General features: G+C 67.7%; 14 protein-coding genes. 9 read left to right on the forward strand and 5 right to left on the reverse strand.

Annotation, left to right across the window (positions count from 1 at the left end; all coding sequences use genetic code 11):
• From creB to M6E97_RS27430, 5 genes are all read left to right on the forward strand, one after another.
• Complete coding sequence (gene creB / locus M6E97_RS27410) at nt 1-690, forward strand: two-component system response regulator CreB (RefSeq protein ID WP_019484382.1); 690 nt, start codon at nt 1-3, stop codon at nt 688-690.
• On the forward strand, nt 690-2114 hold the full coding sequence (creC, locus tag M6E97_RS27415; protein WP_003084735.1) for a two-component system sensor histidine kinase CreC: 1425 nt from the start codon (nt 690-692) through the stop codon (nt 2112-2114). Before creB ends, creC begins: the two co-directional genes overlap by 1 nt.
• Before the next feature lie 101 nt (nt 2115-2215).
• The gene (gene creD, locus M6E97_RS27420; RefSeq protein WP_034005220.1) at nt 2216-3574 is read left to right on the forward strand and encodes a cell envelope integrity protein CreD; all 1359 of its coding nucleotides are present in this window, start codon (nt 2216-2218) and stop codon (nt 3572-3574) included.
• Between the two features lie 49 nt (nt 3575-3623).
• Entirely contained in the window at nt 3624-3926 is a 303-nt protein-coding gene (locus tag M6E97_RS27425; RefSeq protein ID WP_003084737.1) for a hypothetical protein, read from the forward strand.
• Nucleotides 3923-4108, forward strand: coding sequence for a hypothetical protein (locus M6E97_RS27430; RefSeq protein WP_003084739.1), 186 nt, complete (start codon nt 3923-3925; stop codon nt 4106-4108). The genes M6E97_RS27425 and M6E97_RS27430 overlap by 4 nt, the downstream gene beginning before the upstream one ends.
• Here the strand turns inward: M6E97_RS27430 and M6E97_RS27435 are convergent.
• Together M6E97_RS27435 and M6E97_RS27440 are read right to left on the reverse strand one after the other, a co-directional pair.
• A complete protein-coding gene (locus M6E97_RS27435; RefSeq protein ID WP_034005222.1) occupies nt 4071-4691 on the reverse strand; it encodes a glutathione S-transferase in 621 nt (206 codons plus the stop codon). The two genes, M6E97_RS27430 and M6E97_RS27435, sit on opposite strands and share 38 nt — an antisense overlap.
• 18 nt (nt 4692-4709) lie before the next feature.
• Nucleotides 4710-5660: a lyase gene (locus tag M6E97_RS27440; RefSeq protein WP_034005223.1), complete on the reverse strand. Its 951-nt coding sequence runs from the start codon at nt 5658-5660 to the stop codon at nt 4710-4712.
• A gap of 85 nt (nt 5661-5745) precedes the next feature.
• Between M6E97_RS27440 and M6E97_RS27445 the strand changes: the two genes are divergently transcribed.
• The gene (locus tag M6E97_RS27445; protein WP_003084748.1) at nt 5746-6603 is read left to right on the forward strand and encodes a PP2C family serine/threonine-protein phosphatase; all 858 of its coding nucleotides are present in this window, start codon (nt 5746-5748) and stop codon (nt 6601-6603) included.
• A gap of 172 nt (nt 6604-6775) precedes the next feature.
• Here the strand turns inward: M6E97_RS27445 and M6E97_RS27450 are convergent, their stop codons facing one another.
• From M6E97_RS27450 to M6E97_RS27460, 3 genes are all read right to left on the reverse strand, one after another.
• Nucleotides 6776-9190, reverse strand: a complete 2415-nt coding sequence (locus tag M6E97_RS27450) for a TonB-dependent siderophore receptor (RefSeq protein ID WP_034005224.1) — start codon at nt 9188-9190, stop codon at nt 6776-6778.
• A 103-nt stretch (nt 9191-9293) separates the two neighbouring features.
• Nucleotides 9294-10265, reverse strand: coding sequence for a FecR domain-containing protein (locus tag M6E97_RS27455; RefSeq protein WP_023109578.1), 972 nt, complete (start codon nt 10263-10265; stop codon nt 9294-9296).
• The gene (locus M6E97_RS27460; RefSeq protein WP_023435392.1) at nt 10262-10780 is read right to left on the reverse strand and encodes an RNA polymerase sigma factor; all 519 of its coding nucleotides are present in this window, start codon (nt 10778-10780) and stop codon (nt 10262-10264) included. Before M6E97_RS27460 ends, M6E97_RS27455 begins: the two co-directional genes overlap by 4 nt.
• 168 nt (nt 10781-10948) lie before the next feature.
• Here M6E97_RS27460 and M6E97_RS27465 point away from each other — a divergent pair, with 168 nt between their 5' ends.
• From M6E97_RS27465 to M6E97_RS27475, 3 genes are all read left to right on the forward strand, one after another.
• Nucleotides 10949-11698: a glutathione S-transferase family protein gene (locus M6E97_RS27465; protein ID WP_023092327.1), complete on the forward strand. Its 750-nt coding sequence runs from the start codon at nt 10949-10951 to the stop codon at nt 11696-11698.
• 139 nt (nt 11699-11837) lie between these two features.
• Entirely contained in the window at nt 11838-12242 is a 405-nt protein-coding gene (locus M6E97_RS27470; protein WP_003084769.1) for a PaaI family thioesterase, read from the forward strand.
• A 49-nt stretch (nt 12243-12291) separates the two neighbouring features.
• Entirely contained in the window at nt 12292-12861 is a 570-nt protein-coding gene (locus M6E97_RS27475) for a TetR/AcrR family transcriptional regulator (protein ID WP_003084771.1), read from the forward strand.
• The last annotated feature ends 22 nt before the right edge of the window (nt 12862-12883 follow it).

The following is a 12883-nucleotide window of genomic DNA, read 5'->3' on the forward strand; positions in this document are numbered from 1 at the left end:
ATGCCGCATATCCTGATCGTCGAAGATGAAGCCGCGATTGCCGACACCCTGCTCTACGCCCTGCAGGCCGAAGGCTTCGCCACCACCTGGGTGACCCTCGCCGGCGAGGCGCTGGCGTTGCAGGAGCGCCAGCCGGCGGATCTGCTGATCCTCGACGTCGGTCTGCCGGACATCAGCGGTTTCGAGGCCTGCAAGCGCCTGCGGCGGTTCTCCGAGGTGCCGGTGATCTTCCTCACCGCGCGCGATGCCGAGATCGACCGCGTGGTCGGCCTGGAGATCGGCGCCGACGACTACGTGGTCAAGCCGTTCAGCCCGCGCGAGGTGGCGGCGCGGGTCAAGGCCATCCTCAAGCGCATGGCGCCGCGCCCGGCGGCGCTGGAAGAGGCCACGCCGAGCGGGCCGTTCCAGGTCGACGAGGAGCGCGTGCGGATCCACTACCGCGACACCCCGCTCAACCTCACCCGCCACGAGTTCCGCCTGCTGCAGACGCTGCTCGGGCAGCCCGAGCGGGTATTCAGTCGCGAGCAGTTGCTCGACGCCCTCGGCGTCGCCAGCGAGGCCGGCTACGAGCGCAACATCGACAGCCACATCAAGAGCCTGCGCGCCAAGCTGCGCCAGGTGAACGAACGCGGCGAAGCGATCCAGACCCATCGCGGCCTGGGCTACAGCTACAGCCCGGACCACGCCTGATGCCGCTCGGCGTTCGGATCTTTCTGGTCTACTTCCTGTTCGTCGGTCTCACCGGCTACTTCGTGCTGAGCACGGTGATGGACGAAGTGCGCCCCGGCGTGCGCCAGTCCACCGAGGAAACCCTGGTGGACACCGCCAACCTGCTCGCCGAGATCCTCCGCCAGGACGTGAAGAACGGCACCCTGGCGCAGAGCGACCTGCCGGAGATGCTCGAGGACTACGGCAAGCGGGTGCCGCAGGCGGATATCTGGGGCTTGCGCAAGGAGGCGGTGAACCACCGCATCTACGTCACCGACGCCAGCGGCAAGGTGCTGCTGGACTCCGCCGGGGTGGCCGTCGGCCAGGACTATTCGCGCTGGAACGACGTCTACCTGACCCTCCGTGGCCAGTACGGCGCGCGCTCCAGCCGCGAAGACCCGGACGACCCGGATTCCTCGGTGATGTACGTGGCGGCGCCGATCAAGGATGCCGGGAAGATCATCGGGGTGGTTTCGGTGGCCAAGCCGAACAGCAGCCTGCAACCCTACATCGACCGCTCGCAGCGGCGCCTGGCCTGGCTCGGTGCCGGGCTGATCGCCCTCGGCCTGCTGGTCGGCGGCCTGCTCTCCTGGTGGCTCAGCGGCGCGCTGCGGCGCCTCACCCAGTACGCACAGGCGGTCAGCGAGGGGCGCCGCGCCGAGCTGCCGCGCTATCGCGGCGGCGAGATGGCGCAACTGGCCGACGCGGTGGAACGCATGCGCACGCAACTGGAAGGCAAGGACTACGTCGAGCGCTACGTGCATACCCTGACCCACGAACTGAAGAGCCCATTGGCGGCGATCCGTGGCGCCGCCGAGTTGCTCGACGGCGAGATGCCGGCCGAGCAGCGGGCGCGCTTCGTCGGCAACATCGCCGGCGAGAGCGAGCGCCTGCAACAACTGATCGAGCGCCTGCTGAGCCTGGCCCAGGTGGAGCAGCGGCAAGGCCTGGAGGAGGTCGGCAAGGTCGACCTGCGGGAGATCGCCGCGTCCCTGCTGGAAGGCCAGGCGGCGCGTATCCAGCGCCAGCGATTGCGGGTGGAGAACCGCCTGGAAGGTCCCTGCGAGGTTCGCGGCGAGCAGTTCCTGCTGCGCCAGGCGCTGGCCAACCTGCTCGACAACGCCCTCGACTTCACCCCGCCCGGCGGCATCCTTCGCCTGCTCGCCGAGGCCGACGGCGAGGGTATCGCCCTGCGCCTGTTCAACCAGGGGCCGGCGATTCCCGACTACGCCCTGGCGCGCCTCACCGAACGCTTCTACTCGCTGCCGCGCCCGGCCAGCGGGCGCAAGAGCACCGGGCTGGGACTGAACTTCGTCGCCGAGGTGGCGCAACTGCATGGCGGCCGGTTGCAGGTCGGCAACCGCGACGACGGCGTCGAGGCGCTGCTCTGGCTGCCGCGCGGCTGAGGCGTCTCCACGGAAACTCCATCGACTCTCCACACGGCGACCCGAAGCCCGCCATCGCGGCGCCGCAGACTTTCCGCCATCACCCCGACGGAGAGTCCCCCATGAACCGCACGCTGGCCTACAAGCTCGGCGCCATCGCCCTACTCATCCTGCTATTGCTGATTCCCCTGTTGATGATCGACGGCCTGATCCGCGATCGCCAGGAGGTTCGTGACGGCGTGCTGCAGGATATCGCCCGCAGCTCCAGCTACAGCCAGCGCCTCACCGGCCCGCTGCTGGTGGTGCCGTACCGCAGGACGGTGCGCGAGTGGGTCACCGAGGAGAAGACCGAGAAGCGCGTGTTGCAGGAGCGCGAGCAGCGCGGCGAGCTGTACTTCCTGCCCGACCGCTTCGCCCTCGACGGGCAGATGCACACCGAGCTGCGCTACCGTGGCATCTACCAGGCGCGCCTGTACCACGTCGACAACAAGGTTGCCGGCTACTTCCAGGTGCCTGCGCACTATGGCATCGAAGAAGACCTGGAGGACTACCAGTTCGAAACGCCGTTCCTGGCGATGGGCATCAGCGACATCCGCGGCATCGAGAATGCCCTGCGCCTGTCCCTCAACGGTGCCAGCGTCGACTTCGAGCCGGGTAGCCGGGTCGGCCTGCTCGGCAGCGGTGTGCACGCACCGCTGCAAGGCGTCGACGGGCGCCAGGCGCAGCGCCTGGAGTACGCCTTCGACCTGTCGTTGCTCGGCAGCGAGCGGCTGGACATCGTGCCGGTGGGCCGCGACAGCCAGGTCATCCTGAAGGCCGACTGGCCGCACCCGAGCTTCGGCGGCGAGTTCCTGCCCAGCGAGCGGGAGATCACCGCCCAGGGCTTCACCGCGCGCTGGCAAACCAGCTTCTTCGCCACCAACATGGAAGAGGCGCTGCGCAGTTGCGTGGAGGAGCAGCGCTGCGACGGTTTCCAGGCGCGCGCCTTCGGCGTCGGCCTGGTCGATCCGGTGGACCAGTACCTGAAGGCCGACCGCGCGATCAAGTACGCGCTGCTGTTCATCACCCTGACCTTCGCCGGCTTCTTCCTCTTCGAGGTGCTCAAGCGCCTGGCGGTACACCCGATCCAGTACGCGCTGGTCGGCCTGGCGCTGGCGTTCTTCTACCTGCTGCTGCTGTCGCTGGCCGAGCATGTCGGCTTCGAGCTGGCCTACCTGGTCTCCGCCGGAGCCTGCGTCGGCCTGATCGGCTTCTACCTGTGCTTCGTCCTGCGCAGCGTGGCCCGAGGGCTGGGCTTCAGCGTCGGCCTGGCAGGGCTGTACGGCCTGCTCTACGGCTTGCTGAGCGCGGAGGACTACGCCTTGCTGATGGGCTCGCTGCTGCTGTTCGCGGTGCTTGCCGCGGTGATGGTGCTGACCCGCCGCCTGGACTGGTACGGGGTCGGCCGCAAGGACCTCCCGGCGGTACCCGCCAGGGCCTGACGACGAGGGCGGCGGCGCCGGCCGCCGCCGATTTCCAAGGAGGAAAAGCATGCGCCTGTTCTTCGAGTTCACCCTCTGTGCCGCCCTCGGCCTGCTGGTCAGCGGCGTGATCCTGATCTTTCTGCTGTTCTTCGGCAAGTTCGGCCTGATCGAGTACTGGATCGCCAGCGGCAAGCCCCTGGCCCACGCCATGCTGGTGCTGATGCCGGACGGATTCTGGGAAGGCCTCAGCGGCATCGAGGGCGCCGCCGGCAATCCGCACGTACGCTCCTTCCTGGAGCTTTGCATGGGGCTCGGACAGAGCGCGCTGTTGCTGGGCCTGCTGCTGTTCCGCCTGGTGTGCTGGAAATGAACGGCTATGTCGGCCTGCGCGACGACCGTCGCGACGGCGAGCGCCTGGCGGCGCGGATCGGCCTGCTGTTCCCCGGCCCCTCGGCGGCCTGGCTGCAACGCGCCGAACGTCTGCGGCGGCAGCAGGCGTCGGCGGGCCTCGGGGTCAGGCGCGGGTGGCCTGCATCGACGGGCGCTGGCTGACTTCGGCGAACCAGGCGGCGAGTCGCGGGTAGCGGCCGCGCCAGTCCCACTCCGGCTGGCGCAGGTCGAGATAGCCCAGGGCGCAGGCGACGCCGATGGCGGCGATGTCGAAGCGCGCCTGCAGTTCGGCGATGCAGTCGCTCTCCAGCCATGCCAGGGACCACGCGATCTTTTCCCGCTGTGCCTCGAGCCAGGCGTCCCAGCGCTTCTCCTCGGGACGGACGAAGGTCTCGTAGCGGGTCAGCACCGCGGCGTCGAGGACGGCGTCCGCCAGCGAGGCGATGGTCAGGCGTCGCCAGCGGGCGCTGCCTTCGCGGGGGATCAGCGGTTCGCCGACGTGCTGCTGGTCGAAGTAGTCGCAGATCACCCGGCTGTCGTGCAGCACCTGGCCGTCCGGCAGGCGCAGGGCGGGAATCTTGCCGGCCGGGTTGCTGGCGTTGAGCTGCCGGATGGGCGCGACCGGCGTCGGCGTGACTTCCTCGAGCGCCACGCGCTCGCGTTGGCCGGTTTCGTGGAGCAGGACCAGGACCTTGCGCACGAAGGGCGAGGCGGCGGCGTAGAACAGCGTATGGGTAGCGCTCATGCGGGCTCCTTGGAAGGATCAGTCGCGGACGACGCGTAGACGATCGGCGGCAGGCTCGGCGCTCCAGGTTTCTCCGGGGCGACTGCCGAGCAGGGCGTTGCCGGGCGCCGGCCGGTCGCTGGGCAGGACGCGAAATGTCGCCTGCTCACTGTCGAAACGCAAGAGCGCCCCGCTGGCGGCGTCGTGCAGCCAGATACGGTCCATGGTGTCGACCCGCAGGCTGTCCGGGCGGGCCTGGCTGTCCGGCAGCGGCCAGCTCTGCCACGAGGCATCGCTGGGATCGTAGCGGTACAGCCGGGCGCCACCGCTGTCGCTGGCCCAGAGCCTGCCGATGGAGTCGGCGCCGATCCCGCGCAAGGCCTTCGTGCCTTCAGGTGCGGGCAACCGCTCGGCGCTGCCGTCGAGCGGATCGACATGCACCAGCGCGTCGTCCTGCGCGTACCAGACCTCGCCGTCCGGAGTGACGCAGATGCCGTTCGCCGCCTTGCCCTGGGGCGAGGGCCAGACCTCCACCAGGCGCCTGGCTGGGTCGAGGCGACCGTGGAAGCCGCGGCTGCCGGTGAACCAGAGGCGCCCGTCGTCGTCGAATACCGCGGACTCGAGCCCGGCCGGCGCGACCTTGGCCGGTAGCGGGAAACGTTCGCTGCCCAGGCGCTCGCCGCCGATGCGAAGGATGGCGTTGAGGCCACTGTCGAGCACCCAGGCGTTGCCGCTCTCGTCGCTGACGATGGCTCGCGGCCGCGCGCCTTCGCCGAGCGGCACCTGCACGCTCTCGCCACTGGTCGGGTCGAGGCGCCCCAGCGAATGCCCGCCGTCCGCGCCGTACCAGACCGCACCCTGTGCACTGGGCGCGACCGCGTAGGGCGCGGAGCCCTTGTCCAGCGGGTAGTACTGTTCGCCGGCCAGGGCGGCGCCGGTCGACGACAGGGCCAGGAGCAGGCCCAGCAGCGGGTAGGGCAGGTGACGCATACGGTTCTCCCGGAACGACGAGCGGAACGTGGAAAGGCTCTGTCTTGCTATTCTGGCAGCGCATTGAGCATAGGAGGAACTGCGAATGGCCACAGTGGAAATACTCGGGGCGGAATGCCGCGCGGGGGGCGCGGTGAACGACGATGCGCTGGGCTGCACGGCGCAGGCCGCCTGGGTGATCGACGGTGCCACCAGCATCGGTCGCAGCGTGCTGGGCGTGGAAAGCGACGCGCGCTGGCTGGCCCAGGCGGTGGACCGGCACCTGCGGTTGCTGCTGGAAGTCGAGCCCGAGCAATCCAGCGAGACCCTGCTGCGGCGCCTGCTCAACGATATCCAGGGCGACTTCCGCGCCCAGAGCGGCCGCGACTGGCACGACCTCGAAGACATGCCGGCGGCCTGCCTGAGCCTGCTGCGGATTCGCGGCGGAGAAATCGAACTGCTCAACATCGGCGACAGCCGGATTCTCGTCGAAGGCGCCGACGGCCAGGTACGCAGCTTCGGCGATTCGGCCCTGTACGAACTGGACCGGCAATCCCTGGCGCATTTCTGCCGGATGCGCGAGGAACATCCGCAGTGGGATCACGCCGAACTGTTCAAGGCCAGCCGCCCGCGCGTGCGGCAGAACCGCCTGCTGATGAACAAGCCCGAGGGCTACTGGGCGCTGGACATCAGCGACCGCTGGCTCGGCCAGGTGCAGCGCGAGACCTTGCCGCTCGCCGCGTTGCGTTCCTTCGTGCTGATGACCGACGGCTTCGACCGGCTGGTCGAGCCTTTCCGCCGCTATACCGACGAACAGTTGCTGCGGCGCCTCGAGGACGTCGGAGTGAGCGCCATGCTCGACGAGTTGCGCGAGATCGAACAGGGCGACGACCAGGCCCTGGCTTTCCCGCGTTTCAAGATCCACGACGACGCCAGCGCGCTGTGGGGTCGGATCGCGGGGTGAACGACGATCTCCGGCGCCCGGAATGCAGCTCCTCCCCGATGCGCCGGCTACCGATATCCCGGCCCTCTCCCACAGGCGGGAGGAGGGCATCCGGTGCCCGGAAGGTACTTTCTGCGGTAGGGCGGATAACCGCGAAGCGGTTATCCGCCGTTGCGCACCTGTGACGCGTCGCTTACCACTTGTAGCTGACGCTGCCCACCACGCTGCGCTGGTCGCCGTAGTAGCAGTAGTAGCCGTCGCAGGACGCCAGGTAGTCCTTGTTGAACAGATTGTTGGCATTGACCGCCACGCTGACGCCTTTCAGGCTGCCGTTCAATTGGCCCAGGTCGTAGCGCACGGCGGCGTCGTACAGGGTGTACGAGCCGGCGTAGCCGTCGTAGGTGTTGGCCTGGTCGCCGTAGGTCGAGCCTACGTAGCGGGCGCCGGCACCCACGCTGAAACCGTTCAGCGCACCCTCGTGCCAGGTGTAGTCGGCCCATAGCGAGGCCTGGTTGCGCGGCGCCTGTTGCAGGCGGTTGCCTGCGTACTGGCCTTTTTTCACTTCGGTGTCGGTGTAGCTATAGGAGCCGATCACTTTCAGATTGTCTGTGACGTTGCTGGTGGCTTCCAGTTCCAAGCCGGTGACCTTAACCTCGCCAGCCTGCGAGGTAGTGGGTGTCCCATTGACGTTGTCGGTGACCCTCACGTTCTCCTGGCGTAGGTCGTAGACGGCTGCGGTGAACAGCGAATCGGAGCCTACGGGTTGATACTTGACGCCCAGTTCCCATTGTTTGCCTTCGGTGGGTTTGAACATCTTGTTGGAGCCTATATCGTCGGCGCCGGTGCTTGGCTGGAATGACTCTGCATAGGAAAGGTAGGGCGCCAGGCCGTTGTCGAAGATGTAGCTCAGAGCTGCGTTACCGCTGAATTTCTTGTCGCGGCTGGTGTTGGTGGCATCGTTCTGATTGTAGAACGTGGCGCCGGCATGTACCCAGTCCTCACGGCCGCCGAGGGTCAGGCGCCAGTTGTCGAGGGCGATCTGATCCTGGACGTAGAGCCCGGTCTGATAAGTCTTCTGTCGGTAGTCATAGAACGCACTAGAGCGCGATGGCTTGGGAATTGGCTGACCATAGATCGGGTTGTTGACGTTGGTCGGCGGCACACCGGTGAAGTTGTAGATCGAGGTGTAGTCGGTGCGGGTGCGGTTGTGATCGATACCCAGCAGGAGAGTATGGCGCAGCGCACCGGTCTCGAAGTCAGCCTGGAAATTGTTATCTACCACGAACTGACTGATGTCCTCGTCCACCGAGGTCGTCATGCGCTGTAAGGTGCCGTCGGCGCTGGCCGCATCGATACTGCTGGTTGGCGTAAGCGTCTGGAACGACAGGTCGTTGCGCAGGTAGCGCAGGTTCTGGCGAAACTGCCAGACATCGTTGATGCGCCGTTCGAAGGAATAGCCCAACCAATAGTAGGTGCGGTCGTAGAAGTCCCAGTCCGGATCGCCGAGGTTTTTGTGATGGGAGATCTTTCCGAACGGAGCGTCGTATTTGGTCCCGCGTAACGGCAAGAATTGGCTGGTGGCGGCTGTATCGTCGCGGTTGAATTGGCTGAGGAAGGTCAGCCGGGTATCGTCGTCGATGTTCCAGGTCAGGCTCGGGGCGATGTTGTAGCGCTTGTCGTCGATATGGTCGACCTGGGTGTTGCTGTCGCGCACCACGCCGGAGAGGCGATAGAGAAAGCGCCCCTCGTCGTCGATCGGGCCGGTGCTGTCGAAGCTGATCTGCTTGTGGTTGTAGTTGCCGATCTCGGCCTTCACCTCGTGACTGGCGACGTTCTGCGGACGCAGGCTGACCATGTCGAGCATGCCGCCGGGCGGGGTCTGGCCGTAGACCGAGGAGGCCGGGCCGCGGAGCAGGGCGAGGCGCTCCAGGTTCCAGGTCTCCAGCTTCGGGTTGTTGTATGAGCCTGTCGCCATCGGCAATCCATCGAGGAACTGGGTCGGCTTGAAGCCGCGCACCTTCAACCAGTCGGAACGGGAGTCGCTGCCGAAACTGCTGGCGACGACGCCGGGCATGTAGCGCACCGCGTCGTCGAGGTTGTGCACGGCGCGGTCGGTCATCTGCTGGCGGGTCGCCACCGAGATCGAGCGCGGGGTCTCGAGGATCGGCGTATCGGTCTTGGTCCCGGTCATGCTGCGCTTGGCCACGTAGCCGCTGGTCGGCCCCAGTGGGTCTTCCTCGGCGCCGCTGACCGTCATCGCCTGCAACGACAGGGTGTCTTCCGGCACCTTGCGCAGGCTGTAGGTGCCGCCGGCATTTTCCACCAGCTCCAGGCCGCTGCCCTTGAGCGCTTCGCGCAATGCGCCGGGCGCGTCGAAGCGACCTTGTACGGCGTGGGCGCTGCGTCCTTCGGCGAGCGCCGGGTCCAGGGTGAGGACCAGGCCGGCCTGGGCCGCGATGCGGTTCAGGGTGCCTGCCAGCGGCCCGGCGGCGATGCGGTAGTCGCGCACGCTGGCCTGTTCGGCTGGGGCGGCGTGGAGGAACGGTGCGGGAACGGCGAGGGCGATGGCTAGGGCGAGCAGGCCGGGACGGAACGTCGGGCGGGGCATGTGCGGGGCTCCTGGATGGAAACGAGTCTCAATGCCTCCTTGCCGGACGAGTCGGAAAAAGTGATAGGGCCGGCGGGAAAAATTTTTCGCCGGCCCGTTCGGTTCAGCGTGGCACCACTTCGAACCACCAGGCGTTGTGCCTCACGCTGCGCACCGGCAGGCTCGGCTCCAAAGCCTGAAGGGCGAGGCGGGTGTCCTTCAGCGGGAAACTGCCGGTGACGCGCAGGTCGGCGATGCTCGGGTCGACCCGCAGCAGCGCCGGCGAATAGCGCCCCAGTTCCGCCACCAGGTCGGCCAGCCGGGCGTTCTCCACCACCAGCATGCCTTGTGCCCAGGCGCCGGCCAGGGCCGGGGCCGCTTCGCTGGCCTGCAGGCCTTGCGGCAGGATCAGCACCTGCTGGCCTTCCTTGATCACACGCTCTTCGCTGAGCGTTTCCGCGCGCGCGGCCACCGCAGACTGCAACACGGTGAGGCGCGTGCCGGGTTCCTCGCGGCGCACCAGGAAGCGCGTGCCGAGGGCGCGCATGTCGCCATCGGCGCTGCTGACCACGAAGGGGCGCGGGTCGCCATGGGCGGTTTCCACCAGGATCTCGCCGGCCAGTAGCACGACCTGGCGGCGTTCGCCGTCGAAGCGGACGTCGATGGCGCTGCGGCTGTTCAGGCGCACATGGGTGGCATCCGGGAGGGTCAGCTCGCGCTGCTCGCCGGTGGCGCTGTAGGCGTCGGCCAGCAGGTAGCGGACCGGGACGTAGCGGTTGGCCAGGCCGAGCCCGACGCCCAGCGCCAGCACTAGCCCCAGGGCGCTGCCGCCGAGCCGGCGCAGGCGGCGCTTGAAGCGTGCGTTGCCGGATAGCAGGGCGTTGCGCGCCGGCCCGTTGGCGGCTCTCGCCAGGTGCCGGTCGAGGCCGCCGAGCTGTTCCCAGGCGCGTTCGTGTTCGGGATGCGCCGCGTACCAGCGGTGGAAGGCGCGGTGATCGTCGGGATGGGCTTCGCCGGAGTCGAGCAGCAATTGCCAGGCGATGGCTTCGTCGAGCACCCGCGCGCGTACCGGCGAATGACGATCGTCGGCGCTCACCGGGGCTCTCCGTAGAGGGCGATATAGCACTGGCGCAGGCCCTGGGCCAGGTATTGGCGCACGCGCGGCACCGAGACTCCGAGACGCTCGGCGATCTCCGCGTGGGGCATGCCGTCCAGGCGGCTATAGAGAAACGCGCTGCGCGCCTTCAGCGACAGCGTGCCAAGCAGGCGATCAATCTCGCGGAGATCCTCGAGAATCAGGTACTGCTCTTCGGCCGAAGGCTGCTCCGCTTCCGGAACCAGCGCCAGTTCGACGAGATAGGCCTGCTCAAGGGCGGCGCGGCGGAAGTGGTCGATCATCAGGCCGCGCGCCACCTTCGCCAGGAACGCGCGTGGTTCGCGCAGGCCGGGCAGCTCCGGGCGGCCGAGAAGGCGAACGAAGGTGTCCTGGCTGAGGTCTTCGGCGCGCTGGCGGCAGCCGAGGTTGCGGTTCAGCCAGGCAAGCAGCCAGCCGCGGTGGTCCCGGTACAGGCTACCCACGAATTCGCTGTTGCTGACGTCACCCGCCGACACGGCCGCTCCCCATCCCGAAACGGGATTGAATGGAAAAACGAGAATTATTCGCAAATGATCGCAAAGTGCGACTATCCCTGCAATTGGCGTCCGTCGGGAAGCCACTTGAGTCGTCCCACCGGTTTGCCGGAGGATCGGCGTTCCCATAACAAGAACAGGAGTCTCGCCGTGGCCGAACCTTTGCTGATCATCGGTTCCTATCTGTCCCCCTATGTGCGCAAGGTGCTGGTGCTGCTGGAACTGAAAGGCATCGCCTACCGCATCGACCCCATCGTGCCGTTCTTCGGCGACGAGGCCTTCGAGCGCCTCAGTCCGTTGCGCCAGATTCCGGTGCTGGTGGACGGTGACTTCGTCCTCAACGATTCCAGCGTGATCTGCCAGTACCTGGAGGAGCGCTACCCGCAGCCGAGCCTATATCCCACCGACATCGGCCAGCGCGCCCAGGCCCGCTGGCTGGAGGAGTACGCCGATTCGCGGCTGGGCCAGGTGATCATCTGGCAGTTGTTCCACCAGTTGGTGATCAACCGCGGCATCTGGCAGCGCGAACCCGACCAGGCGATCCTGCAACGCACCTACGACGAAGACCTGCCATCGATCTGCAACTACCTGGAAGGGCGGGTCCCGCCAAGCGGCTGGCTGTGCGGCGAGCTGTCCATCGCCGATGTCGCCGTCGCCTGCCTGTTCCGCAATGCCCAGTTGGCGCGCTACCAGGTCGACGGCGAGCGCTGGCCGCGCCTGGCGCGCCTGTTGGCTGACGCTTTCGCCCTGCCGGCCTTCCAGCATCTGGCGCGTTTCGAGAAGGCCACCGCGCAGACCCCGGTCGCCGAACAGCGCCAGGCGCTGCGCGAGGCCGGCGCGCCGCTCAGCGCGACCAGCCACGCCCGCGAGCGGCCGGTGCGCGGTCCGATGAGCCGCTGAGAGGGAGTGCGGGCGGCGCCCAGGGCGCCGTCCTGATGAAGCGCCATTCAGCGCCTCGATAAGACCTTCGCGGCGCTGGTGGATCCAGCGTCCGGGCATATTTTATATAGACCAGTCTATATAAAACGGAGGCCGCACCGTGATGAACGTCCCCGAAGGGTTCCAGCCGCTGTTCCGCAGCAGTCCGTTGCTCGACCTGCTCGGTCCTTTCTTCTGCCGGCACGACGCCCAGCGCCAGTTGGTGGTGGCGCTGCGCATCGACGAAAAGCACTGCAACCACGGTGGCACCGCCCACGGCGGCCTGCTCTCGACCCTGGCCGACGTTGGCCTCGGCTACGCCATGGCGTTCTCCCGCGAACCGCCGCAGCCGATGGTCACCGTCGGCCTGCGCCTGGACTTCTGCGGGGTCGCGCGGGTCGGCGACTGGCTGGAGGTGCATACCCGGGTCGACAAGCTCGGCCAGCGCATGGCCTTCGCCTCGGCCCGGCTGCACAGCGGCGAGCGCCTGGTGGCCAGCGCCAGCGGCGTGTTTCATCTGCCCTGAGGCTCGGGCATGCTTGCCCGGTCGTCTGCCGTGAGTTGGGGAGTCAGGTTTGCCGAAGAAGTCCAATGCCGCCGAACGGATCGTCCATGCCACCGCCTCGCTGCTGGCCAGCCGCGGGTATTTCGGCACCGGGCTGAGCGACATCATCGCTCGCGCCGAGGCGCCGAAAGGCTCGCTCTATCACTATTTCCCCGAGGGCAAGCCGCAGATCGCCAGCGCCGCGATCGGCTTCGTCGCCGACGAGGTGGCGTCCTTCCTCGACCGCGCCGGGACCCAGGCCCCCCATGCGCGCAACGTCCTCCGCCAGTTCACCGCGACCCTGCGTGGCTGGCTGGAGCATTCGCGTTTCGAAGAGGCCTGCCCGGTGCTTTCCACCAGCCTGAGCATCGACGCCGAGCTGGCCCCGGTGCACGCTGAATGCCGCCGGGCGCTCCGCGCCTGGCACGCCAGCATCGAGCGTGCGTTGCGCGCCGACGGACTGGCGGAAAAGCTCGCCGCCTCGCGCGCCTGGCTGATCCTCGCGGCGCTGGAGGGGGCGGTCGCGGTGGCCCGCGTCGAGCGGTCGTTCCAGGCGCTGGATGCGATCGAGGAAGAATTGCAGGCGCTACTGCCGGCCTAGGCGGGTGTCGCGCCCAGGCCGG

Origin of the sequence: Pseudomonas sp. B111 (genome assembly GCF_026428275.1) — a bacterium.
Lineage (GTDB): Bacteria > Pseudomonadota > Gammaproteobacteria > Pseudomonadales > Pseudomonadaceae > Pseudomonas > Pseudomonas aeruginosa.

What these genes read in the sequence shown, in the direction of transcription:
- creB (WP_019484382.1), top strand. Translation starts at nt 1, where the DNA reads ATGCCGCATATCCTGATCGTCGAAGATGAAGCCGCGATTGCCGACACC.
- creC (WP_003084735.1), top strand. Translation starts at nt 690, where the DNA reads ATGCCGCTCGGCGTTCGGATCTTTCTGGTCTACTTCCTGTTCGTCGGT.
- creD (WP_034005220.1), top strand. Translation starts at nt 2,216, where the DNA reads ATGAACCGCACGCTGGCCTACAAGCTCGGCGCCATCGCCCTACTCATC.
- M6E97_RS27425 (WP_003084737.1), top strand. Translation starts at nt 3,624, where the DNA reads ATGCGCCTGTTCTTCGAGTTCACCCTCTGTGCCGCCCTCGGCCTGCTG.
- M6E97_RS27430 (WP_003084739.1), top strand. Translation starts at nt 3,923, where the DNA reads ATGAACGGCTATGTCGGCCTGCGCGACGACCGTCGCGACGGCGAGCGC.
- M6E97_RS27435 (WP_034005222.1), bottom strand. Translation starts at nt 4,691, where the DNA reads ATGAGCGCTACCCATACGCTGTTCTACGCCGCCGCCTCGCCCTTCGTG.
- M6E97_RS27440 (WP_034005223.1), bottom strand. Translation starts at nt 5,660, where the DNA reads ATGCGTCACCTGCCCTACCCGCTGCTGGGCCTGCTCCTGGCCCTGTCG.
- M6E97_RS27445 (WP_003084748.1), top strand. Translation starts at nt 5,746, where the DNA reads ATGGCCACAGTGGAAATACTCGGGGCGGAATGCCGCGCGGGGGGCGCG.
- M6E97_RS27450 (WP_034005224.1), bottom strand. Translation starts at nt 9,190, where the DNA reads ATGCCCCGCCCGACGTTCCGTCCCGGCCTGCTCGCCCTAGCCATCGCC.